Genomic DNA, 22,843 nt, shown 5'->3' on the forward strand with positions numbered 1-22,843 from the left:
TAGGACTGCGACGTGATCTTCGCAGCGCAAACCGACGATCCGAGGCGTCTGTCACACCTAACTTGCCAAAACCATAGTCAGGTGTACATTGCTGACTATAGATATCAATAGTCAGGTGGGGAAACCCCTGTGAGTACTTATTAACCGCCCGCGGTTAACAAGTACTCACAGCACCGAAAGGAAGAGCCATGAGAGACGCCGTCATCGTCGAGGCCGTCCGCACGCCGATCGGCAAGGGCAAGCCCTCGGGCGCCCTGCAAGGGGTGCATCCCGTCGACCTCCTCGCCCACAGCCTGTCGACCCTCGTCGAACGCACGGGAATCGATCCCGCACTGATCGACGACGTCATCGGCGGCACCGTCACCCAGGTCGGGGACCAGAGCCAGAACATCACCCGCAGTGCGCTTCTCGCCGCAGGATTCCCCGAATCCGTCCCCGGCACGACCGTCGACCGGCAGTGCGGCAGCAGCCAGCAGGCCGTCCACTTCGCCGCGCAGGGCGTGCTGTCGGGCGCCTACGACATCGTCGTCGCCGCCGGTGTCGAATCAATGAGCCGAGTTCCGATGGGGTCCAGCAGCATCGGACGCGAATCGATGGGCGTCGGCTTCGAACGCCGCTACCCCGACGGCCTCGTCCCGCAGGGCATCAGCGCCGAACTCATCGCCGCCCGGTGGGGGCTCTCACGTGCCCAACTGGACGAGTTCGCGCTGCGCAGCCACCACAAGGCCGCGACGGCAACGACTGCCGGGAACTTCACGAAGGAACTCGCCGTCCTCCCGGAACTGAGCGTCGACGAGGCCATCCGGCCGGACACGACGGCGGCCGCACTCGCCGGCCTGCGACCCGCATTCCGCAGCGAGGTCTACGGCGAGCGGTTCCCGCAGATCGACTGGTCGATCACCGCGGGCAACAGCAGTCCCCTGTCGGACGGCAGTGCGGCGCTCATGATCACCACGAGCGAGATCGCGGGACGCCTCGGACTGCGGCCTCTGGCCCGGCTCCACAGCTTCTCCGTCGTCGGCGACGACCCGCTGATGATGCTCACCGCTGTGATTCCCGCGACGCGTAAGGTGCTGCAGCGCAGCGGCCTCGACATCTCCGACATCGACCTCTTCGAGGTCAACGAGGCCTTTGCGCCGGTGGTTCTGGCCTGGGCAGCGGAGACCGGAGCCGACCTGGACCGCGTCAACGTGCACGGCGGCGCGATCGCGCTCGGACATCCGCTGGGGGCCAGCGGCGTGCGGCTCATGACCACGCTGGTGAACGCCATGGAGCAGCGCGGGGCACGGTTCGGGCTGCAGACCATGTGCGAGGCGGGCGGACTCGCCAACGCCACCGTCCTCGAACGCCTCCAGTAACGCCCGAACGGCCGGCTCAACCGTTCCGGCGGGTGATCGCCTCTCCCACCGCACGCAGCGATTCCCTCAGCGAGTGCGGCTGGAGCACTTCGACTCCCCCGCCGAGAACGGTCAGCTGGTCGAGGGCCACATCCTCGGCCTCGAGCAGCAGGTCGACGGTGACCCAGCCGTCGCCGTCGGGCGGGCCGGGTTCGACCCGAGCGGCCTCGACCCCGACCACCCGGGGCAGCCGGCGCCACGCCGTGGGCGAGAGCCGTACCCTGCACCGGAATCGCAGGAGAGCACGGTCGAATTCGGCCACCGAGGCCGTCCACCACGCACCCAGATCGAAATTGTCGGGCCGCACCGCCGGCTGCCCCAGCACGGTCGCATCACGGATCCGCGACACGCGGTACGACAACGTCCGTCCCCGATGCTGTGCGACGAGATACCAGACGCCGGCCTTCGCCACCACACCCAGGGGGTCGAGTGTTCTTGCCGCCACACGGTTCCCCTTGCGGTAACGAATGCCCAGACGCCGCCCCTCGAGCACCGCGGACGCGACGACTGGGAGATCGCCGTTGTCACGTGGTCCGTCGAACCAGCCGGGGGCGTCAACGTAGAGCCGGTCCCGCCACAGCTGCGCCCCGGCGCGAAACGGGACCGGCAACGCCCCCAACAGCTTCGACTGCGCCGCGGCGGTGACGTCGCGAAGACCGAGATCCTCGGCGATCGACGGGACCCCGAGCAACATCAACGCGGACGTCTCCTCCCCCGTCATGCCGCCGAGTTTCGACTGCCAGCCGTCCAGCAACCGGATCCCGCCCCCGGGTCCGCTCTCCGTCCACACCGGAACCCCCGCCGCCGACAACGCCGTGACGTCGCGATACACGGTGCGAACCGACACGCCCAGTTCGTCCGCGAGTTGTTGCGCGGTGGCCCCGCGACTGCCCTCCAGACGGAGCATCACCTCGACGAGCCGACTCGAACGCATCCTCCGAGTCTAGAGAAAATCCCTGACAGTAGATGTCAGGGATTGGGGCGCACACTGGTCCACATGACCAACTGGGCACAGTTCGAGACAGAAGCACCCGACCTCGCCAAGGCCGTCGCCACGCGCTTCGAGGCGCACAAACACCACGTGCTGGCCACGCTCCGCAAGGACGGCTCTCCGCGGGTGAGCGGCACCGAGGTCGAGTTCCACGACGGGGCGTTGCTGCTCGGTTCGATGGTCGGCGCCCGCAAAGTGCAGGACCTGCAACGCGATCCGCGGTACTCCCTCCACAGCAACCCCGGTCACCACACGATGGAGGGCGGCGACGCCAAGATCAGCGGCCGCGCCCGGGAGATCCGCGGGGAACGGAAACAGCAGATCGTCGACCGCTACCCCGACGAGATCCCCGAGGCGGACGTCTTCGAACTCGACCTCGACGAGGTCGTGCACACCACCGTCGACGGCGAGCACCTGTACGTCGATCTGGTGGCGGCCGGGTGCCGGCGTCACCCGGTTCACCAAGTGACGGTCACTGCGTGACGGCGAACCCGAAGCCGAGCGTGCAGGGCTGCGACGCCGTACCCGCACCATCGGCGTCATAGCTGCCGCCGGGAATCAGGTGGGCGGTGAAGCCGGGCAGATCCTTCTCGACACCCTTACCGTTCGTCAACGGCCCGGACGTGCCGATCGTCGGCGCCTGGCCGCCGAAGTTGAGGTAGGTCACCTGGGCGTCGGTCGTGGCTTTCTCCGGCCCCTTGAATTCCCACTCGACCTTATTGCCTTCCTTGTCGACACCGAGCGTCGCGGCGGGCTTACAGTTCGCCAGCGGGTCGGGCATGAACGGCGCGGCCGAGGCGGCGGCGGGTGCTGCGAAGAGGGCGGCCGCACCGAGTGCGGCAACGGCGACGGGTCGTGCGAACGCTGCGAGAGTGGGCATGGTGTTCCCTTCCGTAAGTCGTCCCACAACGGTTGCCCGCCGCGATACCGGACGAAACAGACAGGGCCCCTACCAGGTGACGTTCTCTGCGCAGTGGCGTCCGTTGGCGGTGGACTCGACCTGCACGGTCGCATGCGAGAGGTGGTGGCTCTCGAGGACGGTCCGCGCCGCTTCGAGGACAGCGGACGAGTCGGCGTCGGTGGTGAGGTGGACGGTGGCCACGTCCATTCCCGTGGTGAGCGTCCACACGTGCAGGTCGTGCACGCCGGTCACCCCGGGTAGCGCCTCGAGGTCGGCCTGCACCGATTCGACGTCGACGTCCTCGGGTGAGGCCTGGGTGAGGATGCGCAGCGACGCGGCGGCCAGTTTCATGGCCCGCGGCACCACCCACAGTGAGATGAGGACGCCGACGATGATGTCGGCGTAGGTCCAGTCGAACACCAGCACAACGGCGCCGGCGATGAGCACGCCGACACTGCCGACGGCGTCCGCGAGCACTTCGAGGTAGGCGCCGCGGACGGCCAGGCTGTCCTTGGAATCGGCGCGCAGCATGAGCATCACCACGAGGTTCGCGGCGAGACCGACGGATGCGGTGAGGATCAGCGCCATGCCGGGAAGTTCGGGGACGTCGCCGATGCGGGAGATGGCCTCGTAGAACACCCAGATCGCGACGGCGAGCAGCATCGCGGCGTTGGCCATGGCCGTGAGCACTTCGGCGCGGTGCCAGCCGAAGGTCCGGGCGGCGGTGGTACTTCCCTTGCGTGCCAGAAGAAGTGCGACGAGCCCCATCGACATTCCGACGACGTCGGTCAGCATGTGCCCGGCGTCGGCGAGCAGCGCCAGCGAGTTCACGGTCAGACCCACGACCACTTCGAGCACCAGGAACGCGAGGAGGATGACGAGTGCAATCACCATGCGGCGTATCCGCCCTCGTGACGGGCCTACCTCACCGCCGCCTTGCGTGTTGCCGTGCGAATGGCCGTGACCGACTCCCATGGGTGAGCCTCCTCCCGAGTTGTGCCGATCATATGCGTACATGCGCATATGTTCAACAGCGTGCTCGGGCGGTCAGAGCTCGGGACGATACGCCGGTTTCTCCACAGTCGGCGGCAGCGTCGCGATGGCCGAGATGCGTTTCAGCCCTGCGACCTGCAGAAGGTCGACGGTCAACGACCGGATCTGCGCGAAGACGACCGTGGCCGACAGGCCCGCGTTCTCCACCAGTTCCGGTTTCAATCCGGACGCCACCGACCGCAGCACCCGCGCCGCCTCGGCCTGGTCGGGTTGCTGGCCAGGGTCCGCGAGCGCCATCTGCCGGAGGGTTTCCAACGCGTGGGCGAGTTTCTCCACCTGGTCGACGAGCCGGGGATTGAGGATCTCGTCGTCCCGCACCAGCGTGAGCGACCGCCGCGCGAGAACCCGGATGTTGCGCAACGCATTGTCGAGTGGGTCCGCGGCCGCGGTGAGTCGTTCGAGCCGGCCGCGGGTGTTCCAGTACAGCGGCGAGATCCGGCTGATCTCGCGGCCGCCCGCGAGGTGGGTGCGCAGCGTGTCGATGGACGCCTGCGTTGCCCGCGCCTTCTGCAGCGCCTCCTCGATGGGCTTGTCGTCGTTGGCCACCAAACCGTCGGCCACCAGCTGCATCACCTCGGATGCCGTCCCGAGAACGTTCGCGGCGTACTTCCGCGCCCGCCCCACGGGATGCGTGGGAATCAGCGCGACGACGGCGATCCCCACCAGACCACCGGTCAGTGCGTCCACCATCCGGTTTATACCCGCAGCGCCGCCGGGCGGAAGCAGCGTCGCCACGAGCACCGCGGAGTTTCCCGCCTGCATCGAGAAGATCGGACCGCTGTTCAGCAACACCGCCGCCGACATCGCCAGCACCACGACGAGCGTGATCTGCCAGGCGCCGCTCCCGATGACGGAGACGATGAGGTCGCCGACCCCGATCCCGATCGTGACACCGGCCACCAATTCGACGGAACGGCGCAGGCGGGCGCCGAGAGAGAGTCCCAGCGACACCACCGCGGCGATCGGCGCGAAGAACGGCGTCGGGTGGCCGATCACTACCGTCGCCACCCACCAGGCCGCGCCGGCCGCGATCGCGCACTGCAGGATGGGAAGTGCCGACACCCGCAGCCGCTGGGCCGAAGTCCTCAGCCCGTCCCGGCCACGGACTTTCGCCGTGCTGAGGGCGTTAACCGACGCCAAGCGCTTCGGCGGCTCGGGGATCGCAGTCCTCGAGCAGATCGAGGCACCGCGCGTACTCGTCCGTTTCGCCGATCTCCTTCGCCGCCTTCGCCAGGACGGCGACGCAGCGGAGGAAACCGCGGTTGGCCTCGTGGCTGTAGGGAACCGGGCCGAAACCCTTCCAGCCGTTGCGACGCAACTGGTCCAGGCCACGGTGGTACCCGGTACGCGCATACGCGTAGGCCGTGATGGTCTGGTCGGCGTCGAGGGCAGCCTCGGCCAGGTAGGCCCATGCGATGGATGCGGTGGGATGGGCGGCTGCGACGGAAGCCGGATCCTCGTGGTTCAACAGGGCCGACTCGGCCTCGTCGTCCCCGGGAAGCAGCGTGGGCTGTGGTCCGAGAAGGTCACCGAAAGACGTCATGCGCCTATTGTGCCCCCGCCGCGGCGCCGTCACTGCGTCGGCCCACGTCCGCGACGCGCCCTGTCGTGGTCTCCGATGACTCGCGATGTCGTTAGGCTGCCTCCAACGTTCATTTCTCTGCAGACCGAGGGGCAGCGCGTGCAGGACCCGAAGAAAGACGATCCGACTCAGAAGCCGGCCACGGACACACCGTCCGGCCCGGCTGCGGCCAACGTTGGCAAGGCCGCGGACGCGACCGCGAAACCTGCGAAGTCCGCGCAGCCCGTGCCGAAGGCAAAGTCCTCGCCCGAGGCAGCGCCTACTACGGACGCCGAGCCCACCGCGCCGAAGTCGCCCGAGCCGAAGCCCCCGCAGAAGAAGGCACCCGAGAAGCCGGCGGAGAAGCCCGCCGAGCCGCAGTCCGAACTGCCCAAGCCCCCGGCGCCCCGCCCGCGGGCGGAGGCACCTCAGGGCGCCGCGGCTTCCGCAGCGAAGCCGCAGGAGAAGGCGTCCGAGGCGGCCACCACCGCGATCCCCACGCAGACGGGTGGACGGGCCGCACCCGAGGCCGCGACGGTGCAGATGCACCGCACCCCGAACACTCAGAACCCGAAGGCGCAGAATCAGCGGGGCCAGGCGAAGGCGCCGTCCGGCGACGAGACGGTCGCGATCCCGGTGACCAGGCCCGCCGTCCCGTCGACACCGCCGCCACCCCGGCCGGCGTCTCAGGCGAACCGGCCTCAGCAGCCGCAGAACGGGCGGCCCGTCCCCCCGCCGCCCGCTCCCCCGCGCCCGGCGCCCGCACCGCCGAAGGCCGCACCGCAGCGAGTGCTGCCGCCGCAGCAGAGCGCGCCGCAACGCGTCGCCGCGGCCGAGAAGCCTGCGAAGAAGCACGGGAAGGCGTGGCTGTTCGCCGCGATCGCCGCCGGCGTCATCGTCGTTGCCGCCATCGCGGTCGCCGGGATCGTGGTCTACAACAACAACCAGGCCGAGAATTCACCCGAAGCTCAGGTGCAGGGAACGATCGACACGTTCGTCGCGGCTCTCACCCAGGGCGACCTGGCGACGCTGCGCACCAGCACCTGCGGCAGCCTCGCCGAGTACTACCAGGGCATTTCCGATCAGGATTTCGCCGAGGTCCACCAGGTCGCCGTGACGCAGCAGAACATTCCGGTGGTCGGCGGCGTCGACGCGGTGCAGATCACCGGTGACACGGCCATCGCCCAGGTGAAGGCCCACACGGCCGCCAACCCGGGCGAGCAGTCGTGGCGCACGTTCAACCTCGAGAAGGTCGACGGTACCTGGAAGATCTGCGACCCCAGGTAAACGCCTGTGCGCCTTTCCGGTAGCTACAGCTACCAGAAAGGCGCACGAGCCCGAAGGGCCTATCCGGAGACGGAACGTCCTGCGGACTTGAGGTCGTTGCAGGCCTCGATGACGCGGGCCGTCATGCCGGCCTCCGCCTTCTTCAGGTAGCTGCGGGGGTCGTAGACCTTCTTGTTGCCGACCTCGCCGTCGACCTTCAGCACGCCGTCGTAGTTGCTGAACATGTGGCCCACGAGCGGACGGGTGAACGCGTACTGGGTGTCGGTGTCGACGTTCATCTTCACGACGCCGTAGTTCAGCGCGGCCTCGATCTCCGACTTCAGCGAGCCCGATCCGCCGTGGAAGACGAAGTCGAACGGCTGCGAGCCGTCGGACAGGCCGAGCTTCGCGGCGGCGACCTTCTGGCCGGTCTCGAGCACCTCGGGACGCAGCTTCACGTTGCCCGGCTTGTAGACGCCGTGCACGTTGCCGAACGTGGCGGCCAGCAGGTACTTGCCGTTCTCGCCGGTGCCGAGCGCGTCGACGGTCTTCTCGAAGTCCTCGGGCGACGTGTAGAGCTTGTCGTTGATCTCCGCTTCCACGCCGTCCTCTTCACCACCGACGACGCCGATCTCGACCTCGAGGATGATGTTGGCTGCCTTCGCCTTCGCGAGGAGCTCCTGGGCGATCTCCAGGTTCTCGTCGATCGGAACGGCCGAACCGTCCCACATGTGGGACTGGAACAGCGGGTTGCGGCCGGCCTCGACGCGCTGGCGCGAGATCTCGAGCAGCGGGCGGACGAACGTGTCGAGCTTGTCCTTGGGGCAGTGGTCGGTGTGCAGGGCGATCGTGACGTCGTACTTCGCGGCGATCACGTGAGCGAACTCGGCGAGTGCGACCGCGCCGGTCACCATGTCCTTGACGCCCAGGCCCGAACCGAACTCGGCGCCACCGGTCGAGAACTGGATGATGCCGTCACTGCCGGCGTCCGCGAAGCCTTTGATGGCGGCGTTGATGGTTTCGGAAGAAGTGCAGTTGATGGCGGGGAAGGCAAAGGAGTGCTCCTTGGCCCGACCAAGCATCTCGGCGTAGACCTCGGGAGTCGCGATTGGCACGGCGGCAGTCCTCCATAAAGAGTCGATTTCGGCGCGCGCGATCAGCGCAGCGCGCGATGTGGTCCTAGCAGTATGGCAATACCGGTAGCGTACGTCTCCCGGTGGCTGTCACGGCACCCCGTTTCGGCGGGTCCGCGGCCCGGCCGAAACTCCATGACCTGCACTATTCCGACAGTCGGGGATTCCGCCGGTACGCTGAGGGCCGTGATTGTGCAGGCAGCATCGGATTCCGTGACCAACCTCGCGTTGTTGCCGGGATTCCTCGACCCGGTGAACCTCCTCAACTCCTTCGGCACGTGGGTGCTCGTCGGACTCCTCCTGGTCGTCTTCATCGAGTCGGGTTTGCTGTTCCCCCTGCTCCCCGGCGACTCGCTCCTCTTCACCGCGGGACTCATCGCGGCGTCGAAGTCGACGGAGATCGAACCGTTCGCTCCCCTCTGGGCGCTGCTGGTTCTGATCCCGATCGCCGCGATCCTCGGCGACCAGGTCGGCTTCTTCATCGGCAGCAAGGGCGGGACCGCCCTGTTCAAGAGCGACGACGCGCGGTTCTTCAAGAAGAAGTACATCGACGAGTCGCACGCCTTCTTCGAGAAGCACGGCCCCATCACCATCATCCTGGCCCGGTTCGTTCCGATCGTGCGCACGTTCGCGCCGGTCGTCGCGGGTGCGTCGCGGATGAAGTACCCCCTGTTCCTGACGTACAACATCGTGGGCGGCATCCTGTGGGGCGCCGGCGTCACGCTGCTCGGCTACCTGCTCGGGCAGATCGAGTTCATCCGCGACAATGTCGACGTCATCTTCCTGCTGATCGTCTTCGTGTCCGTGCTGCCGATCATCGTCGAGGTGGGCAAGCGCATCGTGAAGTCCCGCCAGGGCACGAACTCCGCGACCGAGGATCCGCAACCGGTCACCACTCCCACCGATCCGACTTCCTGACACCGATCGGGGTAGCGCACTGACGATGGTCACCACGGCAGCAGGCAGCTTCGGGCCTCTCGTCTCGGCCGGCCCAGCGCTGGTCTGGGTCGTCGTCCTCGCGTTCGTGTTCATCGAGTGCGCGGTGATCCTGGGTCTGTTCCTGCCCGGCGACTCGATGCTGATCACCGCCGGAATCGTGCTGTCCAACCACGCGTCGGGCTCCGGCCACGTGTGGGCGCTGTCGGTCGGGGCGATGATCGCCGCCATCTGCGGAAATCAGGTGGGGTACGTCATCGGTCACCGCACCGGCAACCGCATCCACGCCCGCAAGGGCGGGAAGTATCTCAACTACGCCAACCTCCACAAGGTGAATGTCCTGCTGGAGAAGCACGGCTTCTGGGCAGTTCTCGTCGCGCGCTGGATTCCGTGGATCCGCACCCTGTGCCCGCTGGTCGCCGGTGCGGCCAAGATGAACCACACCAAATACACGATCGCCAGTACTATCGGCGCCATCTTCTGGGCGCCCGTACTGCTGCTCATCGGCTTCTACTTCGGCTCGTTCCTCGACCGGGTGTCGTGGCTGATGCCGGCGGTGCTCGCCGGGATGGTCACATTGCTGGTGATCGGCACGGCCCTCGGGGTGTGGCACTACCGGCAGGAGATGGCGCGGCCACCCGAAGATGTGGCCGTCGAAGAAGTACTGGACTAGTGCCGATGCACCGGCTCCCACGCGGGCAGCGGGTCGTCGAACCGCACCCACTCCGCCGGTCCTGACGCCAGCTCGTCGTCCGTGAGCAGCGCCGGGTCGAGGATCCGCCGCGGTCCGTCGGGATCGAGGCGGACGCCGATGAACACGATCTCCTGCCCCGGACGTTCGTCCGTGGACGCCCACAGCTGGGCGGGTTCGATCACGAGATTCGGGCCGGCCTGCGACCAGACGGCGGCGAGGCCGGGGCGGCTCGCGATCCAGCAGAAGCCCTTGCCGCGGAGCAGGCCGGTGAACCGTCCCAGCGCCTGCTCGAGCCGTGCCGGGTGGAACGGCCGCGACGCCCGGTAGGTGACGCTGCGGATGCCATATTCCTCGGTCTCCGGGGTGTGCCCCGCGGCCAGTTCCTCCGCCCACCCGGGCAGCTCGGCCGACGCCTCCGGGTCGTACAGACCCGTGCCGAGTACCTCGCCGGGATCGACGACGCCGCGCGTGGTGCGCAGCAGTGTCGCGGCGGGGTTGAGTCTGCGCAGAGCAGCTTCGACCGCGCCGGCGGCACTCTCGCTCACCAGATCCGTCTTGTTGAGCAGGACGACGTCGGCGAACTCCACCTGGTCGACGAGGAGGTCGGAGATGCTGCGCTCGTCGCCCTCCCCCGCCTCGAGATTCCGGTCGTCGAGACGCTCACCCCTGGCCAGTTCGCCGAGGAACGTCGACGCATCCACGACTGTCACCATCGTGTCGAGGGCGGCGACCGAGCCGAGGCTGAACCTCGGCTCGTGCGACTACAGTGCGACGGTGCCCGACGCCTCCGCGTACTGGCTCTCGGGGCGCGGCAACCCGAAGTGGTCGCGCAGCGTGGTGCCCGAGTACTCGGTGCGGAACAGTCCACGCTCCTGCAGGATCGGGACCACCTTCTGCGCGAACACCTCGAGGCCGCCCGGGTAGTACGGCGGCATGACATTGAACCCGTCCGCCGCGCCCTGCGTGAACCATTCCTCGATGGTGTCGGCGACCTGCACCGGCGTCCCGACGACGACCCGGTGCCCGCGCGCACCTGCGAGACGGTGCAGCAGTCCGCGCAGCGTCGGGTTCTCCCGCTCGACGATGCCGGCGATCACCTGCAGACGGCTCTGCTTGTTGTCCGTGACGTCGCCGGCGTCCCCGAACAGTCCGGCAGGCACGGGGGCGTCGAGATCGAGGTGCCGCACGCTCGAGCCGGTGAGAGCCTCGAGTTGGGCGATCCCGTACTCGGGCGAGGTCAGTTCGTTGAACTCCCGCTCCAGGTCCCGCGCCTCGGCCTCGGTGTCGCCGAGGAACGGGCTGATGCCGGGAAGGATCTTCACGTGCTCCGGGTTGCGGCCGAACTGCACCGCGCGCTGCTTGACGTCGGCGTAGAACGCCTGCCCGTCCGACAACCGCTGGTGCGCGGTGAAAATGGCCTCGGCGTACTGTCCCGCGAACGCGCGGCCCTCGTTGGACGCACCCGCCTGCACCAGCACCGGGTGTCCCTGCGGCGAGCGCGGCGCGTTGAACGGTCCCCGCACCCGCAGGTGGCGTCCGACGTAGTTGATCTCGTGGATCTTCGACGGGTCCGCGTAGATGCCTGCGGCCTTGTCGATCAGGATGGCGTCGTCCTCCCAGCTGTCCCACAGCTTGACGGTCGCGTCGACGAATTCCCGCGCCCGCGCGTAACGGTCGGCGTGGTCCGGATGGCTGGGCAGTCCGAAGTTGGCCGCCGCCACCTCGGTTCCGGTGGTCACGATGTTCCAGCCGGCCCGGCCTCGGGAGATGTGATCGAGGGACGCGAACAGCCGTGCGAGGTTGTAGGGCTCGAAGTACGTCGTGGACGCGGTCGCGATCAGCCCGATCCGTTCGGTGGCCGTCGCGATGGCCGTCAGCAGCGTGATGGGCTCGAGTGCCCCGGCGGCACCGTGCTCGACGTCGCTGCGCAGGGCGGGGCCGTCGGCGAAGAAGATCGCGTCCAGCTTCGCGGCTTCCGCTGTCTGCGCGATCTCCTGGAAGTAGGAGACGTCGTACAGCCGCTCGGGCGTCGTGAGCGGGTGCCGCCACGCCGACTCGTGGTGCCCGGCCGGGTAGATGAACGCGTTGAGACTCAGCTGCCGCTGTTGATCTGACATAACGAACTGTCTAACAGCGCCGAATCCGGGGCGATACGGTTAATTTTCGCGTGATTCGAACCGTCGCCTAGCGTCGCGGATACCCCGCCGCGGACACCATGTGCGCGGCCTCCATCAGCATCCAGCCACCGAGCTGCACGGACATGTCGCGTTCCGGGATCCCGGACGAGCGCACGGTGCCCCCCGTGAACGTGGCGATTCCCCCGCCCATCCCCGGCAGCTGCGCCTGCCGGGTCCAATCGTGGCCGAACAGCGGCTGCCCCTCGATCTGCAGCCGGTTCTCCCACGCCGATTCCGCGGAGGTCAGCACGAGCTGGGCGGCGATCTCCCGGGCCCGGATGTCGGCGGGCGACTCCCACGGCAGCATCACCGCGGTCAGCGCCAGATACCGTGCGAGGATCCCGTTGAACAGGCCGCCGTCTCCCCCACCGCCGCCGTCGATGACGCCGTGGGGTGCGAGGTGTTCGTCGATGGCGTCGACCAGCCGGTGGGTCCGGTTGCGGTGCCGGGGCGAACCGAGGCGCACGGCAAGTTCGGTTTCGAGTCCGAGCACGACGCCCTGACAGTAGGAGTAGATGTTCTTTTCGATCTCGCCGCCGGGGTGGATGCCGTCGGCGATCAGGTTGGTGTGCACGTCCCGCAGCGTGTCGTCGATCCAGTCGGCGGTGGCCTGGGCGCGCCACAGCTTTCCGGTGCGGGCCAGCATGATCCCGGCCGGTCCGTTGGCGGGCGCGTTGTAGAAATTCGAGCCCTTCCGCCACGGGATGCCGCCTCCGGCCTCGGGCGCCCAGGCGTCGAACAACTGGGATTCGAGCGCCTGCACCGCACTTCTGTTGTCTATGAAGTGCATTCGCTGGGCACGCTCGAGGGCGATCCCCAACCAGGCCATGTCGTCGTAATAGTTGTTGGTCCAGCCCGAGATGTTCCGCAGACGGTGGCTGCGCGCCAGTTTCACGATGCGACGACGACGACGCGGCGTGGGGTCGCGTTCGAGCGCGTCGACGGCGCAGTCGAGCAGATGGGCCTGCCACCAGTAGTGCCAGCTGAGGAACAGCCGCTCGCGCCGCACCGCCGGCCAGGCGACGACGCCCAGGGTGGTGCCCGGGAGCGCCCACAGCCGGCGAAGGTGCCTGCTCACCACCGCTTCTTCAGCGGCGTCCGCGCGCGCCGACCACGAGTCCTGCATAAGAGTTGATCTTGCCTATTCGCCGGGGGTTCCGCTACCACGCACGACCGAGGTCGGCGTGCTGACGAACCCACGCATGCATGGCGATTCCTGCGGCGACACCCGCGTTGATGCTGCGGGTGGAACCGAACTGCGCGATCGACACCGTCATCGCCGCAACCTCTTTCGCCTGGTCGGTGACTCCCGGCCCCTCCTGCCCGAACAGGAGCACACAGTCGCGGGGCAGGCTCGCCGTCTCGAGCGGCACCGACCCGGGCGTGTTGTCGACGGCCACGATGGTGAGACCTCTCTCACGTGCGAAGTCGACGAGGCCGTCGACGTCCGGGTGGTGGAGGACGTGCTGGTACCGGTCGGTGACCATGGCGCCGCGCCGGTTCCAGCGTCGGCGTCCCACGATGTGGACCGCCGCGGCGGCGAACGCGTTGGCGGTGCGCACCACCGTCCCGATGTTCGCGTCGTGCCCGAAGTTCTCGATGGCCACGTGGAGCGGGTGGCGACGGCTGTCGATGTCCGCGACGATCGCTTCCCGCGTCCAGTACCGGTAGGCGTCGACCACGTTGCGGCGATCGCCACCGGCCAGCAGTTCGGGGTCGTACCGCAGGTCGGTGGGGGCCGGGGTGTCGTGCTCCTCGGTCCACGGGCCGACGCCGTTCGGGTTCTCTCCCCATTCGGTGGGACCCGTCTCGGCGACCTCGACCTCCACCGGGCCCGTCTCGACTCCGCTCACGACGTCAGAACGTCTTGTTCGAATCGGGGGCGACGGTGAATCCGTGCGACGTCTCGTCGTTGGTGCACGTGACGGCCGTGGCGGTGGTGCCGCAGGTGTAGCCGAGCTTCGTCAGTTTCGACCCGGCGGGCAGTGCCGCGTCCGGTTCGTCGCCGCCCGAGGTGTAGACGAGGCCGCCCGCGCACATGAACGACGCCTCGCCGTCGTTCTCGACGCGGATGCCGTGACCCCAGTCGACCATGCAGTCGTCCGGGCGCGGCGGCACCGGGCTCGTCGACCCCTGGCAGCCGGCCTCGGTGCGGTTCGGCAGCTTGATGATGCCGCACTGGAACCCGCCGTCCGGGGACGTGAAGAAGTACGACTCGTTGTGCTCGTACGGGACGTCGACGAGCGTCGTGGTCGGCGCTTCCGTCGTCGTCGGCGGCGGCGGCGCGACGGTCGTGGTCGTGGTGGTCGGCGGAACCGTCGTCGTGGTGGTGGTCACAGGGGCCGCGGCCGTCGTCGTGGACGTCGGCGGAGCCACCGCGTCCGAGGACCCACCACACCCTGCGAGCATCATGGCCGAGCCAATGCTCAGACACACCAACGACACCCGACGCCACGCCATACGGCCACCTCCACACATACTTACCTGCTGCCGACACTGCACTCTAACGGCAGTGCGGCGGCGGGGCCGCTTCGGCGAGGCCGGGACGGGTTAATCTGGAGGTGGAGGCATTCGATGAATCATCAGCGCATCGTGCGGACGGTCTGCTTCGTCACGGTCGGCTACGTCATCGTCCTCGCCGTCTGGCTGGGATGGTTGATCCAGCACACCCCGCCGGCCACCATCCCGTACCAGATCATGGGATTGGTCGCGGCCTTCGGCTCGGCGCTGGGATTCGGGATGATGGCGGCCGGGCGGCCCAGCCGCGCCGACCGCAAACTCGAACGGCACGGACTCGAGGGCTGGGCCCGCATCGAGCACGTCACCCCGCTTCGCCGCACCCCGGACGACGGAGAGCTCACCGAACTGGACCTCCGGCTGACCGTGCCGGGATCGGAGAGTTACGCCGGTCGGGTGGTGTACGAGGTGCGGCGGGAGAACGCGACACGATTCGTGCCCGGCGAGACGATCACCATCCTGGTGGACCCGGAGGACCGGGACCACATCATGCTCTGCCCGTGATCCGGCGACGCCCGAGCGCGAGCATCCCCTCGACGAGCAGCAGCTGGGCCGCCGCATAGCTGGCGAGGATCGCCCCTTCGGCCGCGGCCCTCCCCCGTTCTCCCCGGATGAACAAGCGCCGCACCACGATCAGGCCGTCGGAGGCGGTGAACAGCATCCCGCCCACGCCGAGCCAGCTGCGCCGGTCGGTTCCCGGCACGGCCACATTCGCGAACACGTCGGCGCCGGGCGCGAGGGACGGGTCGGCCGAGAGGGTCGACGTGGTGCCGAGCAGCGCACCGTACGCGGTCAGCGGTGCGGCGACCTCCTTCGCCCGCCCGCGGAGAAGCGCCGCCGCGCCTGCCCACCCCGCGAGCCGGGGCAGCAACGCGGGCACGGTGGGCCGGGCGCCGCGGCGCAGCAGCAGCGCGGAGTAGCCGACCTGCATGACGGCGAACGCGGACGCGCCGCGCACGAGACGGGCGTCGTCGTCGGGGTCGATCATGAAGACGTCCCCCACGGTCGCGGCGGTGAGACCGGCGAGGAGGAGCGCGACGTCGGTGCCCGCGCGCCGCCGCAGCACCCGGGCGGCGAGCGCGGGCGCGATCAGTGGTTTCGCCACGCGCTGCAACCGTTCCCGCCCGGTGACGGCTCCGACCACGGTGGCCAGCGTCGCACCGGCGAATACCGCGTGCTCGACACCCCAGTTGTTCTTCGACTTCACGTCTTCCTCCCACGCTTTCGGATGTGCCGAGGTTACCGGTCCGAACAGTGGTTGACTGGAGAGTGGATGCCACGGAGAATCCGCGATTGTGAGGCACAGGTGATGGCAAAACAGGCGCGCGCGGCGGCCACCCGTCATCAAGTATTAGAGGGTGCGGCACTGAGCTTCGAGAAGCTCGGGTACGGCGGCGCGAGCCTGAGCGGCATCCTCTCCTATGCCGACGTGACGAAGGGCGCCTTGTACTTTCACTTCGAGTCCAAGGAGGCGCTGGCCTGGGCGGTGATCAAGGAGCAGCACGCGATGGCGATGCTGGCGGCGCAGCGCGTGCTCGCGACGGCGCAGTCACCGACGGAGGCGATCCTGTTGTGCGCCAAGGAGATGGCGCGCCAGCTGCTGACCGAGCCGATCGTGCGGGCGGGTGTGCGCCTGACCCTCGAACTCGGGACGTCCCGCGGCCCGGCCACCGATCCCTACATCGACTGGACCGACACCCTCGTCGCACTCGCGGGCAAGGCAAGGGAGGCCGGGGAACTGCGCGCGACCGTCGATCCCGCGGCGCTGGCCCGTTTCCTGGTCAGTTCGTTCACGGGTATGCAGTTGGTGTCCGAGGCGCTGACCGGGCGTGCCGACCTGTACGAGCGGCTGGCCGACATGTGGGGCCTGCTGCTGCCCTCGATCGCATCGCCGGACATGCTGCCGCGGCTGCTCGAACTCGCGGCACTGCGCGACGACGTCGCGTCCTGACTCAGACGCCGGTGTGGGCGGGTTCCTCGGGACCGTCCGGCGCCGGTTGCGGCAGGTCGAGCGGATGCGACTGCGTCGGCGCCGGCTGGACGACGGCGATGCGTGCGCCGTCCGGAATGGCATCGACGGAGCAGATCGTTCCGAAGACGCCGAGCCCGCCGAACAACGCCAGCAGGCCGTAGGCCAGGAACGTCGATGTCCGCTCGACAGCTGATCGTGGTTCGCCCTCCAATGCCATCGTGGTGCGCCGCGCGTACACGGCCCTTCGCTCTCGGGGATTTCGGCTGCGTTCCACCATGTGGCCCTTCTTCGCATGATCGGTCGGTGCGGATGGTGTCGGGTCGACGCCTACGAGTCTGTCGTGGCGGCGGCCGGGTGTCGCTGCCCCCAGGGATGGAATGCACTCCACCCAGGGTTCTACGGCCCGGCCCGGAACCCCGGGACGTGGGCGGTTATGATCCGGACCACACTATCTGTACGCACAGCGAAAGTTCTGTCCGCTTTGCGTACACGTGAGCATTTCCCGAGCAGGAAGGCCTCATGACGACCACCGAGGAACCGACCCGCAGCGAAGGCGCGCAGACGCGTCCCCCTCGCTTCGAACGACCGCCGTGGCCGCCCGCCGGCCCCCGCCGCCTGCTCCGCGACCTCGGCGGCACCTACGCCGCCAACGGGGTGATCGGGCTGATCTTCTCCGCGACCGGTCCCGTGGCCGTGATCCTGGCCGCCGGTTCCGCGGGCGGACTGTCGCCCGGCCAGATGGCATCGTGGATCTTCGGCGTCTTCTTCCTCAACGGCATCCTCACCGTCCTCGCCAGCTGGCTGTACCGTCAGCCGCTCGCGTTCTTCTGGACGATCCCCGGCACGATCATCGTCGGCGGCTCACTCACCCACCTGTCGTGGCCGGAGGTGCTCGGAGCGTTCCTCGTGACCGGGCTCCTCATCCTCGCCCTCGGCCTGACCGGACGGGTGCGCCAGGTCATGGCGATGCTCCCGATGCCGATCGTCATGGCCATGGTCGCCGGCGTCTTCCTGAAGTTCGGCACCGACCTCGTTCACGCCGTGGGAACCGATGCGGCCGTGGCCGTTCCGATGGTCGTCGCCTTCGTCCTCCTCGCGTCCCGCGCCGCGCTCGGCCGGTGGATGCCCCCGATTCTCGGCGCACTGCTCGTCGGGGCGGCCGCGGTCGCGGTCACGGGCCGCTTCCAGCCCACCGGCACGGGCACACCGTGGATTGCGGCGCCGATGTTCCAGGCTCCGCAGTTCACCTGGCAGGCGATCGCCGAACTGGTCGTCCCGCTGGCGATCACGGTCATCGTCGTGCAGAACGGTCAGGGTGCGGCCGTGCTGACATCCGCCGGACACCAGCCGCCGATGAACGTCGGCACCGTCCTGTGCGGGGTCTGGTCCCTCGCCACCTCCGCCGTCGGAGCCGTGTCGACGTGCCTGACGGGGCCGACCAACGCCCTGCTGGTGGCGTCGGGGCAGCGCACCCGGCAGTACACGGCGGCCGTCGTCTGCGGACTGCTCGCCGTGGTCGTCGGCCTGTTCGCGCCGCTGTTCGTACAGCTGATGCTGGCCACCCCGGCCGCGTTCGTCGCGACGCTCGGCGGCCTGGCGATGCTCCGGGCTCTGCAGGGGTCGTTCGTCGCCGCGTTCGGCTCCCGATACACGCTGGGCGCGCTCGTGACGTTTCTGGTGACCGTCTCGAACGTGCAGTTCCTCAACATCGGGGCGGCCTTCTGGGGACTGGTCGCCGGACTGCTCGTGTCCCGGATGATGGAATCGGGCGATTTCCGCACGGGATGACCGGTCACCGTCCCCGCCGCCACCACCGTCTACCGGCTCGGGGCGGGTCCGGTGCCGGTTCCGGTTGCGATTGCGGGTGCGCTGCCGTTTGCGGCTTCCGCACGTACTGCTTCTGCTGCCGCCACGTCGCGACGACCTCGTCCGCGTCGACCGGGCTCACCGGGATCCGCGGGCCGGACGGCGCCCGCAACCACTCGACGATCTGCAGGTTGAGCTGCGCCACCACGTCCCGCACCGCCTGCTCGGACGGCATTCCCCGGATCGTGTCGGGCAACCGCTCGATCTCCTTGCGCAACTGCAGCGGCGTGGGGAGCAACGAGTCGGTGGGCAGATTCTCGCGCCGGAGGTAGTTCTTCACCCACCACAGTTCGTCGTCGACATCGCCCGCCGGAATCGGCTTGCCCGCGCCGGGGAGATCATCGAAGTCGCCGCGCTCCTGAGCGAGCCGGATCTGCTTGTCGATCCAGCTCTCGAAGCTCACCCCGGGAGGTTTGCGCTCGGTCACGCACGCCATTCTTCCAGGACCCGGTTCAGCCCGCCTCGGACTCGACTCCCGTGTAGAACGCGGTCGTGCGATCGCCCGCCGCGGTCGCCGCGACTTCCGGAGTCCCGAACGCGATGCTCGCGTCCCGCCACTTCGCGCTGCTCGCCGTGACGAACTCCTTGCCCTCGTCGCTAGCCGACCAGGCCTCGCTCTCCTTCGGGTCCATCGACTCCCCAGACCCCAGGTACAGGAACAGACCCAGTACCCCGAGTTCCCACCCGACACCGGTCGCCCCGGGCCCGTATTCGTCCCAGAACTTGTCGTCGACGTGCGCCGTGTGCCGAAGCTCGAAGCGGGTGCCCCCGCCCTGGTCCGCGGTGACGGACACGTCGATCCAGCTGACGTCGCCGCCGTACTCCCAGGTCGCGGTGAATCCGTTCGGCGGATCACACGTGAGGATCTCGCCGCCGGCGTTCCCTTCGAGCTGGTAGCGACCGTGCAGCCGCAGGTCGCCCGTCACCGGCATGAACCACCGCGGAATTCGCTCGGCGTCGGTGCAGGCCTCCCACACCTCCTCCACGGTGGCGTCGTAGGTGCGGCCGATGGTCACGATGCGGGCCTCGCCCGCCTCGAGCGTCCGACTGCCCACCGAGCGGCGCACCGCGTTGATCTGTTCCGTCACATCGATCATCGATCGCTCCCTTGCTTCGGGTCTTTGCCGTCCTCGCCGGACAGTCGCTGCTCTCGTCGCCCGCGCGCGATCTCCGTGGCCAGTGCGTCGAGCCGCGGCGTCCAGAACCGCCGGAACTGGCCGAGCCACGCGTCGATGTCGCGGAGCGGTTCGGTCTGCACCGCATACAGCCTTCGCGGACCCTCGCTCCGGACGGTGGCGAAACCGTTCTCCCGCAAGACCTTCAGATGCTGAGACACCGCGGGTTGCGAGATTCCGAACTCGGCACGGATGACGTCGCTGACCGCACCGGACGTCTTCTCGTCGTCCGCGATCAGCTCGAGGATCCGGCGACGGACCGGATCGCCGAGTACGTCGAAGGCGTGCATGCCGATCATATTTCAGCCTTCGCTTATATAAGTCAAGACGCAAATGACCGGCGATCACTTGCCAAGGCGCCTCGCTCCTTTTACTGTGACACGACGTCTCAGTTAAATGGACTGACGGCGCAGGTTCCGTATCCGCCCCAGGGAAGCGACCATGACAGCGACCACCCCCGAGCACGCCGCAGCACCCGAGAGCAGCGGCGACGAGCGGCACCTGCGCGTCGTCGTGGTCGGGGCCGGACTGTCCGGGATCGCCGCCGCCCGAGCTCGACTAGCTCGACTACGTGATCGACGGGATCATCAAGGCGGAGCGGCAGGGCATCGAGGTGCCCGAGGTGCGCGATCAGCCGTTCCGCCGGTTCAACGACGCGGTGCAGAAGGGCCTGGAGCGGACCGTGTTCAACAACGGCGGGTGCAGCAGCTACTACCTCGACGCCGACGGCAGGAACTTCGCCGCGTGGCCGTGGTCCACCGGGTCCCTGCGCCGTCGCCTCGCCCGTTCGACCGCGAGAACTACGCCGTCCGGCCGTACCGGACACAGCCGTCCCCCTCCCCTCACCCGTCAGGAAAGTCACGATGATCGAGATCCATCACACTGCCGTCGCCGGCGCACCGGTCGCGGGCGCGTTCAACTACGTCGACGACTATCGCCATGTCCCGTCCTGGATGTTCGGGATCACGAAGTTCGACCCGATCGGCGAACAGGATCGGGGGCTCGGCGCCGTTTACGACGCCGCGATGAAGATCGGCCCCAAGACCCTCGGTTCCGTCGTGAAGGTCACCGGGTGGGAACACAATTCGCTGATCGAGCTCGAATCGATCGACGGCCTGTACACCCACTCGCGGTGGCAGTTCGACGCGGTCGGTGAGACCGAGACCCGCCTGACGGTCGATTTCCGCTACGACCTGCCCGGCGGGCTCGCGGGCAAGGCGCTCGGCAGGATCATCGAGCCCTTCGTTGCGCAGGCGATCCGCCACACCGACGCCACGCTGCGGCGTCAGGTGGAGGAAGTCGCGCGCCGGTCGGCCTGACCCCCGGTCCACGCGCCGGCCGTTCACCGTCGCGTGACGGGTGGAACAGCTGGCGCCCGTGTACATAGTTAGTTAGCCTATGTAACATGTTTTCCATGGACGACGACACGCGGCTGCAGAGTCTGCTCGTCGACCTGGTCACGAATTCTCACCGATTCACCAGGCTCGCGAGCTCCTTCGGATCCGAGGACCATCCCCGGCCGTGGACCCGTGCCCTCGCCCTGCTCGACGACCACGGCGAGCTCCGCATCAGCGAGTTCGCCCGCATCGACCGCTGCTCGCAACCGTCTGCGACCGCCCTGCTGCAGAAGCTCGCCGATCGCGGATACGTGGCCCGCCGGCCCGATCCGGACGACGCCCGGGCAGTCCGGGTGTCCATCACAGATCCCGGACGCGACTGGCTGACCGTAGCCCGCAACGAGATCGCGGGCGCCCTCGCCCCGCACTTCGCGGACCTCGAACCCGAGCAGCTCGAACGACTGACGCAGGGCCTGTCGGAACTGCGTTCGATCGTCAAGTCGTCGGCCCGCGCCTGACGACCCATCCATCCCGAAACACATCGAAGGAGGTGGCCGTGAGCACCACGACCGCAACCGTCACGAACAGCAGCGAGGCGCCACCGAGCCTCCTCCACCAGCCGAAGTCGGTGTGGGCCGTCGCCTTCGCCAGCGTCATCGCGTTCATGGGCATCGGGCTCGTCGACCCCATCCTGAAGCCGATCGGCGAACAGCTGGACGCGACCCCGTCCCAGGTGTCGCTGCTGTTCACCAGCTACATGCTGGTCACCGGTGTCGCGATGCTCATCACCGGTGTGGTGTCGAGCCGGATCGGCGCCAAGAAGACCCTCCTGACCGGTCTCGCCGTCATCGTCGTGTTCGCGGCGCTGGCCGGAAGCTCCGGCACCATCGCCCAGATCGTCGGCTTCCGCGCCGGCTGGGGACTGGGCAACGCCCTCTTCATCGCGACCGCACTCGCCGCCATCGTCGGCGCGGCCAGCGGCGGCGTCGCGCGCGCCATCATCCTCTACGAGGCCGCGCTGGGCATCGGCATCGCCGTCGGCCCGCTGGTCGGCGGTGTCCTCGGCAACATCAGCTGGCGCGCACCGTTCTTCGGCGTCGCAGCCCTGATGGCCGTCGCATTCATCCTGATCGTCGTGATGCTGCCATCCGCCCCCAAGCCGGAGCACCGCACGTCGATCGCCGCGCCGTTCCTCGCCCTGCGCCACCGCGGCCTGCTCACCGTCGCGATCACCGCACTGCTCTACAACTACGGCTTCTTCACACTGCTCGCGTACACGCCGTTCCCGCTGGACATGGGAACGTACTCGATCGGATTCATCTTCTTCGGATGGGGCCTCGCACTGGCGGTCGCGTCGGTGTTCCTCGCCCCGCGCCTGCAGCGGCGCTTCGGCACACTGCCGATGATGATGGTGGCCCTCGCGCTGTTCGCCCTCGACCTCGCCATGATGGCCGCGTTCACCGAGAACAAGACCGTGCTCATCGTCGGCGTCGTCCTCGCCGGGCTGTTCCTCGGTGTCAACAACACCCTCATCACCGAGACCGTGATGATCTCCGCCCCCGTCGAGCGGTCGACGGCGTCCGCGGCCTACAGCTTCGTCCGCTTCGTCGGCGGGGCCGCGGCACCGTGGGTCGCCGGCAAGCTCGGTGAGAGCAATATCCACCTGCCGTTCTGGGTCGGCGCGGTGTGCACCGCTGCCGCGATCCTCGTCCTCGCGACCGGCCGCAAGGTCCTCGCCCACGTCGACGAGCACGATCCCGAACCGCACAGCGTCGACGAGGCACTGGCCGTCACGGCCGGCGACGCCGACTGACTCCCTGACGTGAGTGGCGAAGTGTGCCCCGGCACGCTTCGCCACTCACGTGTG

The 22,843-nt window shown here is 68.4% G+C and carries 25 protein-coding genes and 2 pseudogenes; 11 read left to right on the forward strand and 16 right to left on the reverse strand.

The annotated features are described in order from the left end of the window. Positions 1–188: 188 nt before the first annotated feature. A complete protein-coding gene (locus CJ179_RS09525; protein WP_095861273.1) occupies positions 189–1,358 on the forward strand; it encodes a thiolase family protein in 1,170 nt (389 codons plus the stop codon). Positions 1,359–1,374: 16 nt separating this feature from the next. Here the strand turns inward: CJ179_RS09525 and CJ179_RS09530 are convergent, their stop codons facing one another. Beyond that, positions 1,375–2,331 (reverse strand): YafY family protein, encoded by a 957-nt coding sequence (locus CJ179_RS09530; protein ID WP_095861274.1) that lies wholly within the window; start codon positions 2,329–2,331, stop codon positions 1,375–1,377. A gap of 63 nt (positions 2,332–2,394) precedes the next feature. Here CJ179_RS09530 and CJ179_RS09535 point away from each other — a divergent pair. Further along, positions 2,395–2,857, forward strand: a pseudogene (locus CJ179_RS09535) (pyridoxamine 5'-phosphate oxidase family protein). 3 nt (positions 2,858–2,860) lie between these two features. On the opposite strand, the gene CJ179_RS09540 reads toward CJ179_RS09535, so the two are convergent. The 4 genes from CJ179_RS09540 to CJ179_RS09555 all read right to left on the reverse strand — a co-directional run bounded on the left by CJ179_RS09540 (position 2,861) and on the right by CJ179_RS09555 (position 5,885). After that, on the reverse strand, positions 2,861–3,268 hold the full coding sequence (locus tag CJ179_RS09540; protein WP_095861275.1) for a hypothetical protein: 408 nt from the start codon (positions 3,266–3,268) through the stop codon (positions 2,861–2,863). Positions 3,269–3,337: 69 nt separating this feature from the next. Beyond that, a complete protein-coding gene (locus CJ179_RS09545) occupies positions 3,338–4,264 on the reverse strand; it encodes a cation diffusion facilitator family transporter (RefSeq protein WP_095861276.1) in 927 nt (308 codons plus the stop codon). Between the two features lie 72 nt (positions 4,265–4,336). Then, positions 4,337–5,404: an aromatic acid exporter family protein gene (locus CJ179_RS09550; protein WP_083395590.1), complete on the reverse strand. Its 1,068-nt coding sequence runs from the start codon at positions 5,402–5,404 to the stop codon at positions 4,337–4,339. Between the two features lie 64 nt (positions 5,405–5,468). Beyond that, the gene (locus tag CJ179_RS09555) at positions 5,469–5,885 is read right to left on the reverse strand and encodes a DUF3151 domain-containing protein (RefSeq protein ID WP_095861277.1); all 417 of its coding nucleotides are present in this window, start codon (positions 5,883–5,885) and stop codon (positions 5,469–5,471) included. A 138-nt stretch (positions 5,886–6,023) separates the two neighbouring features. Here CJ179_RS09555 and CJ179_RS09560 point away from each other — a divergent pair, with 138 nt between their 5' ends. Next, positions 6,024–7,190 (forward strand): transcriptional regulator, encoded by a 1,167-nt coding sequence (locus CJ179_RS09560; RefSeq protein WP_095861278.1) that lies wholly within the window; start codon positions 6,024–6,026, stop codon positions 7,188–7,190. 59 nt (positions 7,191–7,249) lie between these two features. On the opposite strand, the gene fbaA is transcribed toward CJ179_RS09560, so the two are convergent. Beyond that, positions 7,250–8,284 carry a class II fructose-bisphosphate aldolase gene (gene fbaA, locus CJ179_RS09565; protein ID WP_072937367.1) on the reverse strand — a complete coding sequence of 345 codons (1,035 nt, stop codon included), beginning with the start codon at positions 8,282–8,284 and terminating at the stop codon, positions 7,250–7,252. 204 nt (positions 8,285–8,488) lie between these two features. Between fbaA and CJ179_RS09570 the strand changes: the two genes are divergently transcribed. Together CJ179_RS09570 and CJ179_RS09575 are read left to right on the forward strand one after the other, a co-directional pair. Continuing rightward, positions 8,489–9,220, forward strand: a complete 732-nt coding sequence (locus CJ179_RS09570; protein WP_275957896.1) for a VTT domain-containing protein — start codon at positions 8,489–8,491, stop codon at positions 9,218–9,220. Positions 9,221–9,245: 25 nt separating this feature from the next. Continuing rightward, positions 9,246–9,911 carry a DedA family protein gene (locus CJ179_RS09575; RefSeq protein WP_072937369.1) on the forward strand — a complete coding sequence of 222 codons (666 nt, stop codon included), beginning with the start codon at positions 9,246–9,248 and terminating at the stop codon, positions 9,909–9,911. Here the strand turns inward: CJ179_RS09575 and CJ179_RS09580 are convergent. The 5 genes and pseudogenes from CJ179_RS09580 to CJ179_RS09600 form a co-directional block, all read right to left on the reverse strand. Continuing rightward, positions 9,908–10,687: pseudogene (locus CJ179_RS09580) on the reverse strand (GTP-binding protein); the annotation flags it as partial. The gene CJ179_RS09575 and the pseudogene CJ179_RS09580 overlap by 4 nt on opposite strands. A 6-nt stretch (positions 10,688–10,693) precedes the next feature. Then, entirely contained in the window at positions 10,694–12,049 is a 1,356-nt protein-coding gene (locus CJ179_RS09585) for an LLM class flavin-dependent oxidoreductase (RefSeq protein WP_095861279.1), read from the reverse strand. Between the two features lie 67 nt (positions 12,050–12,116). After that, a complete protein-coding gene (locus tag CJ179_RS09590) occupies positions 12,117–13,235 on the reverse strand; it encodes a glycoside hydrolase family 76 protein (protein WP_072937371.1) in 1,119 nt (372 codons plus the stop codon). Positions 13,236–13,269: 34 nt separating this feature from the next. After that, positions 13,270–13,962: a TrmH family RNA methyltransferase gene (locus tag CJ179_RS09595; protein WP_072937372.1), complete on the reverse strand. Its 693-nt coding sequence runs from the start codon at positions 13,960–13,962 to the stop codon at positions 13,270–13,272. A 4-nt stretch (positions 13,963–13,966) separates the two neighbouring features. Continuing rightward, entirely contained in the window at positions 13,967–14,569 is a 603-nt protein-coding gene (locus tag CJ179_RS09600) for a hypothetical protein (RefSeq protein ID WP_095861280.1), read from the reverse strand. A 114-nt stretch (positions 14,570–14,683) separates the two neighbouring features. Here CJ179_RS09600 and CJ179_RS09605 point away from each other — a divergent pair, with 114 nt between their 5' ends. Further along, on the forward strand, positions 14,684–15,130 hold the full coding sequence (locus CJ179_RS09605) for a hypothetical protein (protein WP_072937374.1): 447 nt from the start codon (positions 14,684–14,686) through the stop codon (positions 15,128–15,130). Here CJ179_RS09605 and CJ179_RS09610 read toward each other — a convergent pair. Next, the gene (locus tag CJ179_RS09610) at positions 15,114–15,833 is read right to left on the reverse strand and encodes a lysoplasmalogenase (protein WP_095861281.1); all 720 of its coding nucleotides are present in this window, start codon (positions 15,831–15,833) and stop codon (positions 15,114–15,116) included. The two genes, CJ179_RS09605 and CJ179_RS09610, sit on opposite strands and share 17 nt — an antisense overlap. 102 nt (positions 15,834–15,935) lie before the next feature. Between CJ179_RS09610 and CJ179_RS09615 the strand changes: the two genes are divergently transcribed. Then, entirely contained in the window at positions 15,936–16,577 is a 642-nt protein-coding gene (locus CJ179_RS09615; RefSeq protein ID WP_072937376.1) for a ScbR family autoregulator-binding transcription factor, read from the forward strand. A 1-nt stretch (position 16,578) separates the two neighbouring features. Here CJ179_RS09615 and CJ179_RS09620 read toward each other — a convergent pair whose 3' ends face one another. Then, positions 16,579–16,875: a hypothetical protein gene (locus CJ179_RS09620; RefSeq protein ID WP_072937377.1), complete on the reverse strand. Its 297-nt coding sequence runs from the start codon at positions 16,873–16,875 to the stop codon at positions 16,579–16,581. Positions 16,876–17,117: 242 nt separating this feature from the next. Here CJ179_RS09620 and CJ179_RS09625 point away from each other — a divergent pair, with 242 nt between their 5' ends. Then, positions 17,118–18,386, forward strand: a complete 1,269-nt coding sequence (locus CJ179_RS09625) for a benzoate/H(+) symporter BenE family transporter (RefSeq protein ID WP_095861282.1) — start codon at positions 17,118–17,120, stop codon at positions 18,384–18,386. 4 nt (positions 18,387–18,390) lie between these two features. Here CJ179_RS09625 and CJ179_RS09630 read toward each other — a convergent pair whose 3' ends face one another. The 3 genes from CJ179_RS09630 to CJ179_RS09640 are packed head-to-tail and all read right to left on the reverse strand — an operon-like array spanning position 18,391 to position 19,929. Then, positions 18,391–18,900, reverse strand: coding sequence for a DUF1992 domain-containing protein (locus CJ179_RS09630; RefSeq protein ID WP_095861283.1), 510 nt, complete (start codon positions 18,898–18,900; stop codon positions 18,391–18,393). 16 nt (positions 18,901–18,916) lie between these two features. After that, positions 18,917–19,561: an SRPBCC family protein gene (locus CJ179_RS09635; protein ID WP_072937380.1), complete on the reverse strand. Its 645-nt coding sequence runs from the start codon at positions 19,559–19,561 to the stop codon at positions 18,917–18,919. Then, a complete protein-coding gene (locus tag CJ179_RS09640) occupies positions 19,558–19,929 on the reverse strand; it encodes a helix-turn-helix transcriptional regulator (protein ID WP_095861439.1) in 372 nt (123 codons plus the stop codon). The genes CJ179_RS09635 and CJ179_RS09640 overlap by 4 nt, the downstream gene beginning before the upstream one ends. A gap of 573 nt (positions 19,930–20,502) precedes the next feature. Between CJ179_RS09640 and CJ179_RS09650 the strand changes: the two genes are divergently transcribed. The 3 genes from CJ179_RS09650 to CJ179_RS09660 all read left to right on the forward strand — a co-directional run bounded on the left by CJ179_RS09650 (position 20,503) and on the right by CJ179_RS09660 (position 22,789). Next, positions 20,503–20,958, forward strand: coding sequence for an SRPBCC family protein (locus CJ179_RS09650; RefSeq protein WP_095861284.1), 456 nt, complete (start codon positions 20,503–20,505; stop codon positions 20,956–20,958). A gap of 95 nt (positions 20,959–21,053) precedes the next feature. Further along, the gene (locus tag CJ179_RS09655) at positions 21,054–21,494 is read left to right on the forward strand and encodes a MarR family winged helix-turn-helix transcriptional regulator (protein ID WP_072937382.1); all 441 of its coding nucleotides are present in this window, start codon (positions 21,054–21,056) and stop codon (positions 21,492–21,494) included. Positions 21,495–21,526: 32 nt separating this feature from the next. Beyond that, positions 21,527–22,789, forward strand: a complete 1,263-nt coding sequence (locus CJ179_RS09660; RefSeq protein WP_095861285.1) for an MFS transporter — start codon at positions 21,527–21,529, stop codon at positions 22,787–22,789. Positions 22,790–22,843: the final 54 nt, after the last annotated feature.

The organism is Rhodococcus sp. ACS1 (genome assembly GCF_002300155.1).
Lineage (GTDB): Bacteria > Actinomycetota > Actinomycetes > Mycobacteriales > Mycobacteriaceae > Rhodococcus_F > Rhodococcus_F koreensis.